Here is a 17515-nt window from a genome sequence, read left to right as displayed (position 1 = left end):
TTATTTTACATCGTAAGGACTTTTACCACTCTGATCAGCCGGAGAATTATTTACCCCTAGTCCAGGTAGGCCATAAGTGTCAGTTGATATATATAGCATTTCAGTGGTTGAACCGTTATAGGATCTCATGATACGACCGTCTGCAGTTGTCAGCTTGTCTACAGGATTTAAATGCCAACCTTTGAGCTCACAGAATTGCTTAACTTTATATTTAAATGCTGTGGAAGAAGTATTCTTCATCGAAACGTTATAATTAACGAGTGCTGAATGGGCTTCTTTCTTATCAAAATCATTATTCAATCGATCGTCAGTAAAATACTCTTCAGCCCATTCCAGGAATACTTTTCCGATTTCGCTCATCAGATTACGCTTCTTAATATTCCCCTGAGGCGCTCCAATCTTTTCCGGAAACTGCAGGTGCAGCTGAAGGCATTGCATACTGAAATTTAAAAACAGGTTCCATTGCTTATCATCCCACTCCGTAAAGAACATTTTTTTAAAATCATCTTTAGGCTCACGTCTTCCCCAAAGTTCGCTAGAGCCATGATACCAATCCGAAAATGCGAGAAACAAAATTCTATCAAGCGTTGACGGATCCAAACCAATAGGAGCATAATTTGTAGTAATACAGAACTTCGGCGACTCATGGAATGGAATCAAGAATGGAGTTTGATTTTTCGGGTTGACATTCAAATCTCCTGTGATATCTGTGTAGAGCTGATTAAACTGAAATTTCTTATCAGCGTCATCAAATAAAATATAATCCGTTTTTTCAGTGACACCATCGTACAAGAATTCATTTTCCAACAGATTCTTTTTTCGTGCTCCCATGTATTTAGAATCCATAAACAGACGGATTGCCTTATTTGAGAGCAATGATTTACCGGTACGACCATGAGACTCGCTATCATCAACAACCTCATTATCCATTACATAAAGACATGGCGACATTGAAGGGTTCTTATACCGATGCAGCGCATAGCCGTAGCCCCAACATTTATTTAAAAAATGAAGTTCCTGCTCATAAACCTGATCATCATCCAATCCACCCTCAGAACCTTCAGTTTTATATTTATCCAGGATAAAATTATTATCAGCTAAATACTCATCAACTTTGTGCCCGGGCAAATGTTTCACCTCTTCCTTCCAATGCACACGACTTCCATTGATCATGTAATTCATAAAGTCGCAGTCTTTCCGGAGAATGGTTACATCCCAATTTCCATTATCATCTTTTTTCACTTTAAAAAAAGGATCGCCATTTTGGAATTTACCTGTACTATCAATGTGATTTCCGAGTGGTTTAATCTCACGACTATTTAAATCGAATCGGGTTTGCTTCTTGATCAGATGATTCAGGATGTCTTTATCCATCACATATCGACTGTAGCCTTTCGTGATTTCCTCAATTCCTTCTGCAGTAATTTTCCAGATGAATTTATCAAAGAAAAAATATTGTGCTTTGGCTGTGTAATCGGTAAAATCAAAATCTTTTACCTCGAGATTAACAAGCTTTTTATCTGAGACAGCTTCAGAACCGATCAACATATTTAGAAGTTCATCCGGGAAAAATCTTAGACCTTTTTCACGTTGCTTTTCATCCAGGAAGCTGTTGAAGAAATCTTTGATCTCCTGAGCAGAAACCTCCTTTAAAATGTGTTTGTCCTGTTTTACGAAATAATATCCGTCTTTATGATTTTCGTCCTTAATACGGTAGAATCCATTCAGCTTTAAAAAGTTGAAAGCGTTTTTATAATTGACTTTATAATCGGTAGTATTTCGACTTTTATTATAAGAACTTGTCCAAAATTTTCCAGGCCTTGCAAGTTCCAGGAATCGTTCAACTTTTTTCTTAAGCTCATTCTGATCTTTATCGTCAAAGCTGCTGTTGATTTTCATAAAGTCGGTGAAATCTTTTAACGCATTCCCCCGAAAATCTTTCCGTTTAGTAATTTCTTCCGGAAGCCACGCCGTTTTTACATCCATGTGCTCAAGGGCAATTTTCTTTCCAGCTTCCACACCAGTTGGATCAAGATCAGGAACATTTATAACCTCGTGAGCATGCTTGAAAAGTAAACCTATTTCACTTTCGGAAATATCTGCAGTTTCAGAATTAAACCATACTACCGCATCTGCTTTTCCTGTAGATGCCATATTTATTGAATCTCTGTCGCCCGAGCAGATTATAACTTTCTGAACTTTCTCAATGAATTTATCCGTACCAATTGTATATCCTTCATCATCCTTAACATCTTGTTCCTTTTCGGTTTTATTTTTAAGCAAATCTAATCCGAAAATATGCTGCTTAGGTTTTTTACCAAGGTAAGAGAATCTATATTTTTTATCTGAAGCTTTTGGCTGGTAGATCTTCATCCATTCTCTTGTTGGATCCGCCGGTTCTACAACAACATCTTTATTTGCCCCTTTAATTGAAAGCTTCGGTTTTTTCTTATCTGAAATAATAAAAGCCAGGATTGGATACGTTGGTGAACTGGTGACAGTGTAAACATCACAAAACTCTTTTTGTGTATTTTCAGATTTCTTAAGCCAGGAATAAGACTCCAAAGAGTAGAGACTGTATCTTTTGCAAATATCCGGAGTAACCAAAGGACCTAAAGTCTCCAGCTCATAATCCGTCCAATCTTTTAATTTATAAGTAAAACCATCATCGTTGAGTTCCTCACCTTCATATTCGTGAAATTTGCAGGACGAAATATTTTTTACTGCAGTCTTATTTTTGTCGATGATCCCAAGCTGCTCTCCCAAATCCAGGAGTGATTCAAAATAAGTCTTACCGGTAAAGTGAGAATAGATATGAATTCCGTGTTTTGATTTTGAAAAAAAACCACCGGAATCACCCCAATCCCGCACAAAATAAATGCCTCCGTTTTTTGAAACATTGGCACTTTCGGTGCCCTCTTTTCTGATTTTAAAATGTTTATTAATATTGGCTTCCGGAAGAAATCTTTCGATTAAATCCCAGCCACCGTTTGTAGCTTCAAATATCTGTTCCTGGTTAATTGGAAATGATGACATGCAAACTCTTTGTTATTAGTTGTTATTTTTATAGTAGATTTTCAGAGACTATTTCATCCAACGCGATGAGAAATAGTCCGATAGGAAGAAATGTTTCGTTAATATTTGTTATACTTCCGAAAACAGATGCAAGAGCACTATCCCTGTAATCTGAAAATTGTTTCTCCGGGTTTTGAGATTGAAATGCTGAAAACTCGGAGACAATATCCTCTTTAAATTTCTCCACTCTTTCAGCGAAGTATTGATCTTTACCTTCAGACTTATAATGGTCTTCAGTTTGTTTTTTTAATTTATCCAGATTGATTGCAATTCCACTCATTACCAATGTTTTTTAATGATTCGATTAAAGCTTAGAAACAGCCGTAGTTTAGTTATTAGAGTTTGTGACTTCATATTCAGATTTAATTTCGTAGATATAGAATGAGATCACATCAACTCCAGTTATATGAAAATCATTCTTCTTTAAACCAGTAAACCATTTGGGAGTTTTGGGAGTACACCTTTTATTCTCTTGGTTCAGAAAATGGATGTGCTGCAGTACATTTTCTTTGAATGCAGGAAGATCTTTGGAGTCAATAATTAGGCGATCATTTGATTGTAAAAATTCCAGAATCGCCGTATCAAGTTTATTCTTCGCCTGATAGCTATTGTTTACGAATGTGAGGTGTTTTTTCATTTCTTATAGATTGATTGATTAAATAACTCCTCAAACTTTTCTTTACCGATTTTTGCGTGAGCATCAGAGATATTATTATGTCCGATACTTTGCGCAAACTGAAATTTCCTGTCGAATACATCACCTACTATTTTCTTTACGGTTCCACTCTCTGACGCTGAAGGCTCGTATCCTAGTTCATGGAACTGTTTTATTCCCTGTAGCTGAACTTTAGCATTGTTAATTATACTATTGGAGACATTTACCAAAGAATTGGCTGTCTCCGGAGTCATCTTCCCTTCTTTTAATTGAAGGAAGACATCTCCTAAGTTTGTGTTTAAATCCTGTAAATTCATTACTGTTGTTTTTTCAAGTGTTTAATTCTTCTTTTTATAGCACCCTGTAACCTCATTGCTTTTTGCAAGTCTTCAGGGTATCTTCCAATTGTATTTCGTTTCATCAATTCAACTTTAGAAACACACTCAAGATTATGCAGTTCACAATTCAAAGAATTTCCATCCTTGAACACTATAGCATGATCATCAGGTGTTCTCCCATTATTGACTTCCCAAAGCCAAATGTGCTTATACACCAATCTTCTGTACTCAGGAACTTTTATCATTTTGTATGAGCGCCCTCCACGGTGCATTCTTATCACTTCCTCCCCATCTTTTTTAGCATTGCCAGGAATTTGACCTTTTTGAAAGAAAGTATGTTTATATTTCTCATAAGCTTCAGGACTCATTTTTTTTCCCTTATTCTTTGGTTCCTGTCCTTTTTTAAACAAGCCAGTTGACTTTCTTTTTTCCTTTAATTCTTGTGGAATAACTAAACCTAGTTGTTTCATCCTTGTTGTAATTCCACAAAATGATCTACCCAAGATTTTACCTAAAGATTTAACCGGCGTGGTCAAATATTCATTAATGATAATCTCATCTTCTTCAGATGTGAAAGTAGTTTGGCTTTGAGCAGATTCACTTCTCCATTGTGCGCGCAAACTCTCCGGAACAACAACATTATTTTTCTTAAGAACCCTTCGTACAGAATCACGTGACACAGATAATTTGGAAGCTATTTTTCTACTACTTAGCAGTAAAGCATTATCTACTATTGCTTTTTCTACTTCTGGATTTAACGCCTTTCCCATTTTATTTTTTAGGTTTAAAAAGTACAGCTCCACATTCTGAGCATTCCCAAGTTTTCCGAAGATCTTCTTCATTTCCACATTTACATCGTTCCCAGATCTCGTGATTATGATCTTTCAATAACTCCTCAAACGTTATCTTTTTTGGTGACTTCATCAGATCTAAAATTGAGTAGTCTGGCTTTTTAATATATGATTCAACAAATGCTCTAACTTCAGGTTTCATGATCAATAACTTTAGTGGTATTTGCAGCGCAGGCACTGCATAAATCTTCTTCAAACCAATAACAAGGTCTACCGGTTCGTTCAATACATTCAGTACAATCATAATCTGTACAACCACATGATCTGCATATTTGGGATTCCATTCGTTTTGCATATTGCGGGCTTTGAATCAGATGATCGATTTCTTTCAGTTCTAAGGGTGAACAGTTATTTAGAAACTGCTCCGGAGATATCTCAAGAAAAAACTGTTTATTTATTTTAGGCATAATCGAAAATTTAAAAAACCCGACCGACTGTCGGTCGGGTAAAAACTAATAACCATGAAACTCAAATTAAACAATGAGTTGTGGAGATGACAGGAGTTGAACCTGCGACCATGAACCCCGTGCCATTGCTCTAACCAGACTGAGCTACATCCCCTTTTAAAAAGACCCGACCGACACTGATCGGCCGAGTCCAACCAAACACTATATAAAAACTGACATTAGTTGTGAAATGGACCGGATTCGAACCGGACCATTCCGATAAAAGCACTTTTTGAACGCCTCTCTGATCAGTACCAATCACAATAACTTGAAAACAGGCGACCTTCCTGATCTGTAGTGCTTTAATTTTTATATATCCTGTCAAGTTGCCGGTGCAAACCGTCCCGGATAACATCAGGAATTTTTATTAAACCTATATCTCTGTAAATTCTCAATTTTCTTGAGTAAGAAAACAGATCATCTTCCGTCTTGAGCTGTCTTATCTGTCCCATCGTTCCAGATATATCAAGCTTTACAATTACAATTTTCTTTTCCATTTTTAAAAACCCCGCCGAAACGGGGATTGGTTAACTAAATCAAACCAAGCCTAAATCAAACGCTACTCTGGCCAGTTCTTGTTTTGTTGATACATTTAATGAATTGTATAATTTCGTCCTGTATACCTCAAATGACCCAGTAGGCATACTCAACAGCTCTGCTATTACTGTATTCTTCTTACTTGAAACCAAAAGCTTTATAGCTTCTGTATCTTGGTCATTAAGGCTGATGCCATTGTATTGAATTGCTTTACAAACAATTCCAAATCCTGAGCATGTTGCTTTTACTGGACAGTTGAAACTATCCGGACTGGCAATATTATTTTTAAAATCTGGTTGAAAATTGAGCCCTCCAAAACGGCATTCGGCAAGTTTTCTTCTTTGCTCTGTATAAGTAGAAGCCCATGATTCAAGAATAGTTCTCACTTCTGGTTCATTCTGAATTATCTCATCGAGAAAAATCAAATCACTTTCGGGAAGTTCTTCGTAGTCCCGCACTCTTCCGTTCTTAATCGCCATCAGACGATCCTCTTCAGGAATGTAAAAAATTTCAAGGGAGCCGTCACACATCCCTGGATAAAGCCTAGTTGTAGTCATTAATATTTATTTTAAAATCGTTTCGTATCTCCGTGCAACTTTTAATAAAGCAGCGATGATTTTAATGTCGCCGGTTCTGCGACTTTTAACCTGTCGTATTGATTCTTCAGTTACATCAGGTACTTCTTTCTTCACTTCAGCAGTATATCGCGAAGGCAAATACTCATCGATGATTTTAAACGATTCTTCAATATTGGAATCAATTTTTTTTACCTTGGTTTTATTCATTACTTTTGTGACAGTTCGTTACTTAATGTGACAAAGTTACATATTATATCTTATGATACAATAGGTAACGCAATTAATTTATATTAAAACCCGTAAAGCAATGACAATCAGTGAGAAAATTTATCATTACCTAAAAATTAAGGATATGCAGGTGAAAGATTTTGCTGAGAAACTGGCGATAAGCAGAGTGACTATTTCCGCGATGTTGAATGGAAGAAACCGATTTTCGCAAGATTTCTTCGAGGCATTGCACGAGAAGTTTCCGGATATAGATATTAATCTACTCCTGGATAAGAATACAGAGACAAGGTTTTTAAAGACTGATCAGTCTGAAGAGTCCAGTTCTGAACGCATTCAGACCCTTGAAAATGGACTTCGAGACATGAAAAAGATCTTCAATAAAATGAAGATCTGACACAAATTTGACAAAATAAAATTATAAACAACTGACAATCAACAACAATATGAATCCTGTCGAGGTCACACATAGACAAATGGCGCTACTTGAAGACAAGTGGCGCCATTTTTTTTATTTAATTCTTTTAATTTTACGAGACAATCTCTTATTTCAAATACTCCTCATCAGTGACAGGCAACAGCCAAACCACTGACTCCTTATCACTGTTTCCAATGGCAAGATGCGAAAAATGACTGTCGATACTCGCTCCATGCCAGTGTTCTATATTGGGCGGACATTTGATGACATCGCCTTTTCGTAGAATTTTCTTTGGTTTTCCTCTTTCCTGATAATAGCCGACGCCGTCTGTTACCAATAGAATCTGCCCTCCCGGATGTCTGTGCCAGCGGTTTCTTGCGCCCGGTTCGAAAGTGACGTTGCCGACGATAATTGGATTTTCAGTGTCATTCGTTACCAACATTTTCAGGTAAGCGGTTCCTGAAAAATTTTCGTTCTTTACTTTTTCGCCTTTTTCAAACAGGGTTTTAGATTCCGTCTGCATTTTTTTTGAGTTTGAGACTTCAGTTGACTGTTTGAAAAAATAAGAATCACAAAACTTAAAAACATCAGAAATGATGCTTTTTTCATTTGTAAAATTTTAAATTTATTTTGATTTTCTTGTTTTTAAAACTTCTTTCAAAACCGTGGCGGCCGTGGCTGATTTTTCCTTACTGACTGTTGAAGTGATAACATTGACAAATTCATTCAACCGTTCAGGAGACCAACCGACATTTAATGAAAGTCCCAAATGTGACTTCAACATTGGGTCTGCATCGCCGATGGCTGTGATGATTGAAATGGTTACCAATTCTCTCTGTTTAAAAGTCAACACATCTCTTTAAAAATATCTGCAAACAGATGTTCCTTTAAAAAAGTATCAATCGTAGGCGCAAACGCTGAATATCCTGAAAGTTTATCAGGTTGCCGCGCACCAGAAAGTTCTCCCAAAATCTTTTTGCCTCTTTCATACTTGTTTTTTTCATCAATAATAGGCGAAGCCTCAGCTCCCACATTGTCGTTGATGCCTGTTGTTTTCCTTCAGCTATTACAAATCAGCACCTGAAATATTATTGAACAAAGTGAAAAAATTGTGTATACCTTTGATACTATCTTTCGGAGGAGAAATGACGGTTACAACTCCACAATATTTATTGTCATAGTTTCGCTGGATGTACTACAGCAATTTAAAATTAAGCAGATGATTTAATTATAAAATATGAAACGAGAACCTTCCAATATTAAACCATAATCTTCCAATAGATTGATAATTCAAAAAGTAACGTTCGATTTGTCATATTTTATATTTATACTTATATTGGACATTACTACAAAAGATCCTAACAAACCATGCCGAAAGATAAAATTATTTACCTTGATTACAACGCCACCACAAAGACCGACCCAAGAGTTCTTGAGGCGATGTTGCCCTACTTTACTGAAGTTTACGCCAATGCCAACAGTTCGCATCTCGAAGGACTTTCTGTAAAAGATGCAGTGGAAAATGCGGCATGGCAAATTGCGGATTTGATCAGTGCACAGGAGAATGAAATTATTTTCACATCAGGCGCAACGGAAGCTTTAAATTTAGCCATAAAAGGACTTTCCCATTCATCCAAAAAGAAAATAGTCACTTTTGAAACAGAGCACAAGGCTGTTCTGGATACCTGTGAATATATGGAAACTCAGGGATTTCATGTGGATTATCTTGATGTTGAGTCTGATGGAAGTATCAACATTGAAGATCTCAAAAATTCCGTTAACGAAGAAACACTTCTTGTGATTGTGATGATGTCTAATAATGAAACAGGAACGGTTCACGATATCAAAACAATTTCAGAAATAGCACATGCTAACGGTTCTTTATTACTGTGTGACACGACTCAGACCATTGGAAAAACAGACATTAATGCTGAAGATTTAGGAATAGACATGCTGACCATTTCCGCACATAAATTTTATGGTCCGAAAGGAATTGGTGCACTGTACGTTTCAAACAAATCAAAAATTAAACTTACCGGACAGATTCATGGTGGTGGCCAGCAGAGAAATCTGAGAAGTGGAACTTTAAATGTGCCTGGAATTATCGGTCTTGGAAAAGCCTGTGAAATTGCAAAATCCGAAATGCAGAATGATGAAACGAGAATTGCCCAACTTCGTGATTACCTTGAAACAGAATTGTTAAAAATTGAAGGAACATTTGTAAATGGATCAGTGAAAAATCGAATCTACAATACGACAAATATTTGTTTTCCGGGCGTGTGGTCTGAGCAGTTGATTATCGCACTGGGAAATATTTCAGTTTCCAGCGGATCGGCCTGTTCATCGGTTATCTCGAAGCCATCCCATGTTTTGAAAGCACTTGGATTATCGGATGAAGATGCTTTAAGCTCGATTCGTTTCAGTCTTGGAAGATTTACAACTTCAGAGGAAATCGATTTTACGATTAGAAAAGTAACCGAACTGGTTCATCAGTTAAGAGCATGAAAAATCCCACCGGTTGCAGTGGGATTGAGTTTTATATCTAAAAATGATTTAGAGAAGTCTGTCAAAATGAATCGGTAAATCGTAAATTCTTTTTCCTGTCGCGTGAAAAATAGCATTGGTAATCGCAGGAGGCATTCCTACTCCACCAATTTCTCCTACGCCTTTTACCCCGAGATCATTCACAAACTGATCATTTTCTTCCACAAACAAAACTTCAAGATCATGAATATCTGCATGCACCGGAATATGGTATTCACCTAAGTTTGCATTCATATATTTTCCAAACTGATGGTCGAGAATCGTTTCTTCATGTAAAGCCTTGCTGATTCCCCAGATCATTCCGCCCAAAACCTGACTTTCAGCTGTTTTAGGATTGATAATTTTTCCGGCTGCGACTGCTGTCACGGCTCTTTTCACTTCAATTATTCCCAGTTCTTCATCCACTTCCACCTCCACAAAAACAGCACTGTGCACCGCTCTTGCTTTTTTACCGTACGTCAGCGGGTTCGGCATCGCAGAATTGGTTGTCTTAATTGGCTTTCCCTCATTGGAAGCTAAAACATCCTTGATACTCATTTTAATTTCAGCATTATTCTTTAAACTGATCCATCCATTTCTGAACTGAACCTCTTTAAATTTAGCATCACTTAAAACTGAATCTTTTAGTTTTCTGGCGAGCTTAAATAGCTTTTCATTCAGAGCCTGGCAGGCATTCTGTACTGCAGGACCAACTGTTGCCGTTGTAAAAGATCCACCCTGAATCGGTGCAAAAGGCATTTTACTGTCAGCATGCGAGAACGTTATATCTTCAATTGGAAGTCCAAGTTCATCTGCTGCGATTTGGGTCATAATGGTTAAAGTTCCTGTTCCGATATCGGTAACCGCACTTTTAATTTCAACCTTTCCGTCGGGTGTCATAATGGCTTCTGCACGACCCAAAAGTCTGTTGGCATCCCACATTCCTGTGGCCATTCCATATCCAACCAATTTGTTGCCACGCTTCATGCTTCTGGGTTCGGGATTTCTCTGGTTCCAACCAAATTTTTCGGCTCCCTGCAGATAGCAGTTTCTCAGTTCTTTGCTCGAAAATTCTTTATCGCTGCTCTTGTCGGTTTCGGAGTAATTAATCAGCCTGAATTCAACAGGATCAATATTTAACTGGTAAGCAATTTCATCCATGGTTACTTCGATGGCGTGCATTCCTGTACTTCCGCCCGGCGCTCTCATGTCCAAAGGACTGTAAACGTCCAACGGAACAATTTCGTGTTCCAGTAAAGTATTGTCAGCGGGATACAGCATATTTGCCCAATTGACTACAATTTCGACATAATCTTCAAATCTTGAAGTTTCGCCAGTGGCTTTGTGATAAATAGCATTGACTTTACCGTCTTTATCTGCTCCGAATTTTGTCTGCTGCAAAGTGGGTGGTCTGTGTCCGATCATATACATCTGTGCGCGATCCAAAGTGACGCGGACGTTTCTTTTTAAAGCTAAAGATGCCATCACAGCCATAAAAAGCTGATGCTGAGGACGAAGACCCGAACCGAAACCGCCACCCACAAAAGGGGCAATGACCTGAACATTTTTCATTTTCAGTCCGAAAACATTTGCAACATACATCTGGGAATTGATCGTTCCCTGTGTCTTATCATAAATTTTTAATTTATCTTTTCCTTCATAAATAACAGTCGACGCATACATCTCCATCGGATTGTGATGCTCCGTGCCGTGACTGAAATGACTGTCTGTTCTAATAAATGAATTTTCATATTCCTTATCAAAATCACCAGTCGGTTTCGGAGGTGGCGGTTTGAGCATTGAAGCCAGTCCTTTTTTAGGATCACGGGATTTTTCAAGATTGGTCTTTAAATCGGTTTCAAAATCTTCCTGCTCGTAAACGATGTCGAGTTTTGTGGCTGCATATCTGGCCAGTTCAAAAGTATCTGCAACCACCAGCGCAATCGGCTGACCATTGTATCTGATATCATTATCTTTAAGTGGCTTAAAAACAGTTCCGGGAGGCGCATCCATATCGGCATACTGAAAATCGAACCAGGCCGTTGAAGGTTTGTTTTCATGCGTGAAAACTTCAATCACGCCGGCTATTTTTTTCACTTCCGAAGTATCGATTGACTTGATTTTACCTTTTGTGACTGTACTGTTGACTACATAACCGTACAGTAAATCGTCAGCCTGATATTCTCCGGCGTATTTTGCACTTCCGGTTACTTTTAAATGACCTTCGAGACGGCTGATGGGTTTTCCGACAGATGGTGTATTTTCCATAAATAATTGTATTTGAAAGTGATTTTTATAAAGAAGGTTTTGCGCCGGGACGTTGTGATTTTGGGTCTAATGCCATCATGCAGTTTCTTACAATTGCTTTTTTAGCAAGATCAATTTTAAAACTGTTATGTTCAAAACCAACTGCACCATTTAAAATCATATCCGCTGCGGCCGAAAAATTTTCTCTTGTCGCTTCTCTGTCAACTAAAAAATCTTCTGCTTCTTTTACACGCCAAGGCTTATGAGCAACACCGCCTAAAGCAATTCTGGCTTCTTTAATTTTCCCGTTTTCTAAAGTTAAACCTGTCGCAACGGAAACCAAAGCGAAAGAATACGACGCTCTGTCTCTTAATTTTAAATAAGAATAATTTTCAGCAAAGCCTTTTTCGGGAAGCTCAATTTCTGTGATGAGTTCGCCATTTTTAAGATTGTTATCAAACTCTGGTGTATCGCCAGGAAGTCTGTGGAAGTCTGCAAATTCCAATGTACGTTCTCCGTCAGGTCCTGAGATGTGAATGACCGCATCCAAAGCAGCGAGCGCTACACACATATCTGAAGGAAAAACAGCAATACAGTTTTCGCTGTGTCCCAAAATTGCATGAATTCTGTTGTAACCTGTTATCGCAGAACATCCGGAGCCCGGTTCACGCTTATTGCACGGAGTATTAATATCGTAAAAATAATAGCATCTTGTTCTTTGCAGTAAATTACCACCGTTGGTCGCCATATTTCTGATCTGTGCCGACGCTCCAGCTAAAATTGCTTTTGACAACAGTGGATATTGCTGTTCGATAATCGGATGATATGCAGTTTCCGCATTGGTAAGCAACGCACCAATCGTGATTCCTCCATCCGAAATCTCCTTAATATCACTCAGTCCGGAAATTTGGTTGATGTCAACTAAAGTATCTGCCTGAGTGACGAAATATTTCATCAGATCTACAATATTGGTACCGCCGGCAATGATTTTATTGCCATCATGACCGTTGATGAAAGAAACTGCATCTTCAACGTCAGTGGCCTTTGTATAAGAAAAATTATTCATGAGACATCGCTTGTTTTACTGACATGACAGCATTAATAATTCCTCTGTTGGCACCACAGCGGCAGAGATTTCCGCTCATCAGGTCCTGAACTTCTTCACGTGTCTCGGCTTTATTTTCATTAAGCAATCCAACCGCACTGCAGATTTGTCCCGGTGTACAGTACCCGCACTGAAAGGCGTCGTGATCAATAAAAGCCTGTTGGATTGGATGTAATTTTCCGTTTTCTGCAATTCCTTCGATAGTTTTTATTTCTGCTCCTTCCTTCATTACAGCGAGACTGAGACAGCTTAAAACACGTTTTCCGTCAATTAAAACGGTACAGGCGCCACACTGTCCGTGGTCACAGCCTTTTTTTGTTCCGGTAAGATGAATTCTTTCCCGTAGAGCATCGAGAAGGGAAACCCAGGGCAGAATTTCCAGATGATGATTTTCACCATTCACATTAAGCGTAATGGATTGTTTTTCACGATTTAACATAAATTTGAGTTTTGGTATAGTGAACGTATTACAAAAAAAGAACCGTTATGTCTGCATAACGGCTCATGTGGTAGTATTAAAGCTAATTTATAATCGATGTACTTAAGACCGGATTTTAATTAAAATTAAATGAGATTTAATGAATCTGATTATCATTCAACTGAAAAACATGAAGAACCTGTGGGAAAAGTGCTTCCATAGATTCTTCAACCGCTTTTTTGGAGCCGGGCAACGTTAGCACCAGCGTCTTACCTGAAAATCCTGCAACACCTCTGGAAAGCATCGCGGTTTTTATTCTTTGCTGACCGTAATTTCTCGCGGTTTCCATAATTCCGGGAATGTCGCGGTCGATTAGAGGGCCAACTGCCTCGGGAGTGACATCTCTGGCTGAAAGACCAGTTCCGCCAGTAAAAATGACCAAATCAAAATTATTTTCTTTGAAATTAATCAAAGTTGATTGGATGGTATTAAAATCATCTTCAATAATCTGATAGTTGACATCTGTGATCTGATATTTTTCTAAGGCTGCACAAATTGCTTTTCCTGAAGTATCTTCTTTCTCACCACGGAATGCTGAGTCTGAGCAAACGATCACGGCAGCTTTTATATCTGAATTTATAAATTTATTGCTGTCAGATTTACCGCCTTGTTTTTCCAACAGACGGATGTTCTGAATTTCTACGTGTTTGTCAATCGGTTTCAGCATATCGTACATTACCAGTGCGGCCACTGATGCGCCGTGCATCGCCTCCACTTCTACTCCGGTTTTATAAATGGTATGCACTTCCACGGAAATAATTACCGACAAATCTTCTATTTTAAAAGTTACCGATGTAAATTCAACGGGCAAGGGATGACAATCCGGAATGACATCGCTCGTTTTTTTAACCGCAAACAATGCAGAAGCCCGTGAAAATTCAAAAATATCTCCTTTCGGAACGGTGCGGTTTTCGATTGCCGAAATGGTTTCTGCGGAAGAAGTTTTGACTGTCGCCGTCGCAATGGCCTTACGTAGCGTGAATGATTTATGTGTAATGTCAACCATATTATTTATTTACTTTCCACTGGTGGGATTCGTCGTTAAAAATTTCTCTGCCCCAAATCTGAAGCTCCGATTTGATGCGTTCTACCAATTCATTACAGGCTTCCATTGCTGCAATTCTGTGCTTTGAAGAAGTAAAAACAAAAAGACAGATTTCTCCTGCACTGATGGTTCCCAAACTGTGATGAACATGCATGCAGGTCAGATCATATTTCAAAAAAATATCTTCTCTGATTTCGTGCATTTTCTCCAGGACCATTTCCTCGTAGGCTGTGTATTCAATTGCTGCTACAGTTTTGCCATCAACCACATCTTCTCTGATCTGACCCAGAAAAATACTGTGTGCCCCAATGTCTTTTTTCGTCGCATGTTTTGCAATGCTTTCAGATATGAAAAGCGGACTGATCGCTCCTTCTGTAAATATATTTTTAATTGCTCTGCTCATTTTTTCTTTCCTGTAATGCTGTGATTCCACCTTTAAGATGGCTTATTTTTTTCTGATCTCCGAAATGTTCCAGTAAAATCCCGGTTGCTTTCAGACTTCTTTTTCCGCTTTGACAGAATAGAAGAATGTTGTCTTTCTTCAATTCCGATACTCTGCTTTTTAATTCAGAAAGAGGAATCTGAATATGTTTAAAATCTGCTTTCGGCAGTTCATCAATTTCCCTTACATCGATGGTCAGTGTGTTTTCATTGAAGGTTTGTTGAATAAAATCATCAGGATTTACATCTTCAATATTTATTTCAAAAACACCGCAAAGAAAATTATAATTGGTTTCTTCAAAAGCTTTTCTATTCTCAGGAATTAAATTTTCATTTAAATTTTCATTTGAAATATCCATAATGAAAGTCTCATAACTGAGCATATTAAAAGTCAATAATCTGCCATCCAAAACTTCACCAACACCTGTAATTAATTTGATCACTTCGTTCGCCTGCATCATTCCGATCATTCCTGGAAGCACACCCAGAACACCGACTTCATTGCAATTCTGCACTTCATCCGGCTTTGGAGGATCTGGAAAAAGATGTCTGTAGTTGACGGCTTTGTTATTTTTTAAATTTAAATTAAAAACTGCCACCTGACCTTCGTATTTATAAATCGCCCCGAAAATCAAAGGTTTATTTAAAAGTACACAGGCATCATTGATCAGATACCGTGTGGCAAAATTATCGGTACAGTCGACGATCATCTCATACTCTGAAATAAGATCCCAGGCATTTTCTGAAGTCAGCTCAAGCTGATAAGAGTTTATGTTTATTTCAGGATTTAGAAGTTTTAATTTTAAAGAAGCGACAGCAGTTTTCAATTTACCAACGTCATCGGTCGAATAGAGTGTCTGTCGCTGAAGATTGCTCAGTGAAATGCGGTCATGATCGACAATTCCAATGGTTCCAACGCCTGCAGCAGCAAGATATTGGAGAACCGGACAGCCTAAACCACCTGCCCCGATGACAAGAACTTTTGCCTGTAGAAGTTTTTGCTGACCTTCGAAACCGAAGTCAGACAAAGCGTAATGCCGGGCGTATCTTTCATTGTAATTTTCCATATTAACCTCCGGAATAAGGTGGCATCAAAGCCACAACATCATTTTGATTTAAGATGATATTTTCCTGCACCAATTTTTTATTGACCGCAAAAGCAAATTTTCTGTCTGAAAGTTCGGGAAATTTTTGAATTAAATACAACTTCAACGAATCTAAATCTGCTGCTTTCACCATGAATTCTTTTCCCGTGATCTCTGCGATCTGTCCAAATGAACTGACTTTTATTTCCATAATTATTTCACCTGTTGAATTACAATTTTAGATAAATTTTTCACGTACCTTCTTCCCGTTGCTTTATCTGTAGGAGTTACCAGCATGATGTTTTCTTTTAATTTAAAAGCATCAAATCCATTCAGTTCTGTTACGATGAGCGCTAGATCTCCATTTCCGCTGTTGAAGATTTCATTCCAAGAAAAGACTGCTTTATAACCGTCATCGGCGATGCAGACTAAATAAAATTCACTTAACAGTTTGGGAGAATCGGTTTTAAACTCCACTTTCGACAAAACATCTTTAAGCAGAACACCGTTCAATTTTTTAAGAGTGCTTTTGTAATCCATTTTGTGATTATAAATAGCCAGACTGTCGACCGAATGTTTCTGATAATTTATAAGATCATTAAAACTGATCGTTATCGGCTTGGCAATATCTCCGGTTACTGAAATCGATTTGGCAGCCTGAGCATTGAGTGTCAAACTGAAAAATAAAATAAGAATTGAAAGAATCTTCATGGTTAAGCTTTTGTGAGTAATAATTTATACGATGCCATTAACAAAACGGTCGCCAAGACATACTTTAAAACATTCTGATTGAATTTTTTTGATCCTAAATAAGCGCCCAGTAAACCTCCTGTGAAAGCAACAATAATGTACATCATCATATCTCCGGTAAATGAAATTCCCTGTGTGACCATGCCTCCAAGTCCTGCCACTGAATTAACGAAGATAAATGCCGCGCTGATTGCTGCGGTCTGTTTCTGATTTGTCCAGTGCAACAAAAGTAAAATCGGAGAAAGAATGATTCCTCCACCGATGCCAATCATTCCTGAGAGTAAACCTACCACTCCGCCCGTTACGACTGCAATTGTCGTGTTGTGAGGTTTCAGTTCGCTGTCGTCTACATTTTTAAAAAAGAAAAACCGAATCACCGGAAATAAAAGTAAAATTCCCAAGATTCTTTTATAAATATTTTCTTCCACTGTGATCATTCCGCCAATAAATGCCAAGGGAATTGAGGCTGCGGCTATCGGAATAAAAAGTTTTTTGGAAAAATATCCGCCACGGTAATACTGAATGAAAGATGTTAAGGAAACAAAAAGATTAAGCACCAAAGCGGTCGGTTTCATCTCTTCCGGAGCCACGCCGTAGAGAGCCATGAGTGCCAGATATCCGCTCGCACCACCGTGACCGACTGCGGCGTACAAAAAGGCAACAAAAAAAAGAATAACATAAAATATTTCTACAGACATAGGCGTGATGCGTTAGGATT

At 38.1% G+C, this 17515-nt stretch carries 22 protein-coding genes and 1 tRNA gene; 2 read left to right on the top strand and 21 right to left on the bottom strand.

What is annotated here, in order from left to right; translation table 11 throughout:
- From IC610_RS01560 to IC610_RS01515, 10 genes are all read right to left on the bottom strand, one after another.
- Positions 1-3036, bottom strand: coding sequence for a primase-helicase family protein (locus IC610_RS01560; RefSeq protein WP_191734917.1), 3036 nt, complete (start codon positions 3034-3036; stop codon positions 1-3).
- Positions 3037-3064: 28 nt separating this feature from the next.
- Positions 3065-3355, bottom strand: a complete 291-nt coding sequence (locus IC610_RS01555) for a hypothetical protein (RefSeq protein ID WP_191734916.1) — start codon at positions 3353-3355, stop codon at positions 3065-3067.
- Positions 3356-3403: 48 nt separating this feature from the next.
- Positions 3404-3712, bottom strand: a complete 309-nt coding sequence (locus IC610_RS01550; protein ID WP_191734915.1) for a hypothetical protein — start codon at positions 3710-3712, stop codon at positions 3404-3406.
- On the bottom strand, positions 3709-4047 hold the full coding sequence (locus IC610_RS01545; protein WP_191734914.1) for a hypothetical protein: 339 nt from the start codon (positions 4045-4047) through the stop codon (positions 3709-3711). The genes IC610_RS01550 and IC610_RS01545 overlap by 4 nt, the downstream gene beginning before the upstream one ends.
- Positions 4047-4838 carry an HNH endonuclease signature motif containing protein gene (locus IC610_RS01540; RefSeq protein WP_191734913.1) on the bottom strand — a complete coding sequence of 264 codons (792 nt, stop codon included), beginning with the start codon at positions 4836-4838 and terminating at the stop codon, positions 4047-4049. The genes IC610_RS01545 and IC610_RS01540 overlap by 1 nt, the downstream gene beginning before the upstream one ends.
- A gap of 1 nt (position 4839) precedes the next feature.
- The gene (locus IC610_RS01535; RefSeq protein ID WP_191734912.1) at positions 4840-5214 is read right to left on the bottom strand and encodes a hypothetical protein; all 375 of its coding nucleotides are present in this window, start codon (positions 5212-5214) and stop codon (positions 4840-4842) included.
- A 193-nt stretch (positions 5215-5407) separates the two neighbouring features.
- Positions 5408-5480: transfer RNA gene (locus tag IC610_RS01530), tRNA-OTHER, on the bottom strand.
- Between the two features lie 187 nt (positions 5481-5667).
- Positions 5668-5862: a hypothetical protein gene (locus IC610_RS01525; RefSeq protein WP_191734911.1), complete on the bottom strand. Its 195-nt coding sequence runs from the start codon at positions 5860-5862 to the stop codon at positions 5668-5670.
- 39 nt (positions 5863-5901) lie between these two features.
- Entirely contained in the window at positions 5902-6459 is a 558-nt protein-coding gene (locus IC610_RS01520) for a response regulator transcription factor (RefSeq protein ID WP_191734910.1), read from the bottom strand.
- Between the two features lie 6 nt (positions 6460-6465).
- Positions 6466-6687 carry a hypothetical protein gene (locus IC610_RS01515; RefSeq protein ID WP_191734909.1) on the bottom strand — a complete coding sequence of 74 codons (222 nt, stop codon included), beginning with the start codon at positions 6685-6687 and terminating at the stop codon, positions 6466-6468.
- A 100-nt stretch (positions 6688-6787) separates the two neighbouring features.
- On the opposite strand from IC610_RS01515, the gene IC610_RS01510 reads away from it, so the two are divergent.
- Complete coding sequence (locus IC610_RS01510; RefSeq protein ID WP_191734908.1) at positions 6788-7102, top strand: helix-turn-helix domain-containing protein; 315 nt, start codon at positions 6788-6790, stop codon at positions 7100-7102.
- A 148-nt stretch (positions 7103-7250) separates the two neighbouring features.
- Here the strand turns inward: IC610_RS01510 and IC610_RS01505 are convergent, their stop codons facing one another.
- Together IC610_RS01505 and IC610_RS01500 are read right to left on the bottom strand one after the other, a co-directional pair.
- Positions 7251-7646, bottom strand: coding sequence for a cupin domain-containing protein (locus IC610_RS01505; protein ID WP_191734907.1), 396 nt, complete (start codon positions 7644-7646; stop codon positions 7251-7253).
- Between the two features lie 102 nt (positions 7647-7748).
- The gene (locus IC610_RS01500; RefSeq protein ID WP_191734906.1) at positions 7749-7973 is read right to left on the bottom strand and encodes a carboxymuconolactone decarboxylase family protein; all 225 of its coding nucleotides are present in this window, start codon (positions 7971-7973) and stop codon (positions 7749-7751) included.
- Between the two features lie 518 nt (positions 7974-8491).
- On the opposite strand from IC610_RS01500, the gene IC610_RS01495 reads away from it, so the two are divergent.
- The gene (locus IC610_RS01495) at positions 8492-9628 is read left to right on the top strand and encodes a cysteine desulfurase family protein (protein WP_191734905.1); all 1137 of its coding nucleotides are present in this window, start codon (positions 8492-8494) and stop codon (positions 9626-9628) included.
- 48 nt (positions 9629-9676) lie between these two features.
- Here the strand turns inward: IC610_RS01495 and IC610_RS01490 are convergent, their stop codons facing one another.
- The 9 genes from IC610_RS01490 to IC610_RS01450 all read right to left on the bottom strand — a co-directional run bounded on the left by IC610_RS01490 (position 9677) and on the right by IC610_RS01450 (position 17495).
- Complete coding sequence (locus IC610_RS01490; protein ID WP_191734904.1) at positions 9677-11914, bottom strand: xanthine dehydrogenase family protein molybdopterin-binding subunit; 2238 nt, start codon at positions 11912-11914, stop codon at positions 9677-9679.
- A gap of 25 nt (positions 11915-11939) precedes the next feature.
- Positions 11940-12959, bottom strand: coding sequence for an FAD binding domain-containing protein (locus tag IC610_RS01485; RefSeq protein ID WP_191734903.1), 1020 nt, complete (start codon positions 12957-12959; stop codon positions 11940-11942).
- Entirely contained in the window at positions 12952-13437 is a 486-nt protein-coding gene (locus IC610_RS01480; RefSeq protein ID WP_191734902.1) for a (2Fe-2S)-binding protein, read from the bottom strand. Before IC610_RS01480 ends, IC610_RS01485 begins: the two co-directional genes overlap by 8 nt.
- A 136-nt stretch (positions 13438-13573) precedes the next feature.
- Positions 13574-14482, bottom strand: coding sequence for a bifunctional molybdenum cofactor biosynthesis protein MoaC/MoaB (gene moaCB, locus IC610_RS01475; RefSeq protein ID WP_191734901.1), 909 nt, complete (start codon positions 14480-14482; stop codon positions 13574-13576).
- A 1-nt stretch (position 14483) separates the two neighbouring features.
- The gene (locus IC610_RS01470; RefSeq protein ID WP_191734900.1) at positions 14484-14924 is read right to left on the bottom strand and encodes a molybdenum cofactor biosynthesis protein MoaE; all 441 of its coding nucleotides are present in this window, start codon (positions 14922-14924) and stop codon (positions 14484-14486) included.
- A complete protein-coding gene (locus IC610_RS01465; protein WP_191734899.1) occupies positions 14908-16029 on the bottom strand; it encodes a HesA/MoeB/ThiF family protein in 1122 nt (373 codons plus the stop codon). The genes IC610_RS01470 and IC610_RS01465 overlap by 17 nt, the downstream gene beginning before the upstream one ends.
- Position 16030: 1 nt before the next feature.
- Entirely contained in the window at positions 16031-16258 is a 228-nt protein-coding gene (locus IC610_RS01460) for a MoaD/ThiS family protein (RefSeq protein ID WP_191734898.1), read from the bottom strand.
- Between the two features lie 2 nt (positions 16259-16260).
- On the bottom strand, positions 16261-16758 hold the full coding sequence (locus tag IC610_RS01455; protein ID WP_191734897.1) for a molybdopterin-binding protein: 498 nt from the start codon (positions 16756-16758) through the stop codon (positions 16261-16263).
- A gap of 2 nt (positions 16759-16760) precedes the next feature.
- The gene (locus IC610_RS01450; RefSeq protein ID WP_191734896.1) at positions 16761-17495 is read right to left on the bottom strand and encodes a sulfite exporter TauE/SafE family protein; all 735 of its coding nucleotides are present in this window, start codon (positions 17493-17495) and stop codon (positions 16761-16763) included.
- Positions 17496-17515 lie beyond the last annotated feature (20 nt).

Source organism: Chryseobacterium caseinilyticum (genome assembly GCF_014837145.1).
In the GTDB taxonomy this organism is placed as follows: domain Bacteria; phylum Bacteroidota; class Bacteroidia; order Flavobacteriales; family Weeksellaceae; genus Chryseobacterium; species Chryseobacterium caseinilyticum.
Note: the sequence above shows the minus strand (reverse complement) of the source record. Positions and strands in the feature narration are given on the sequence as shown.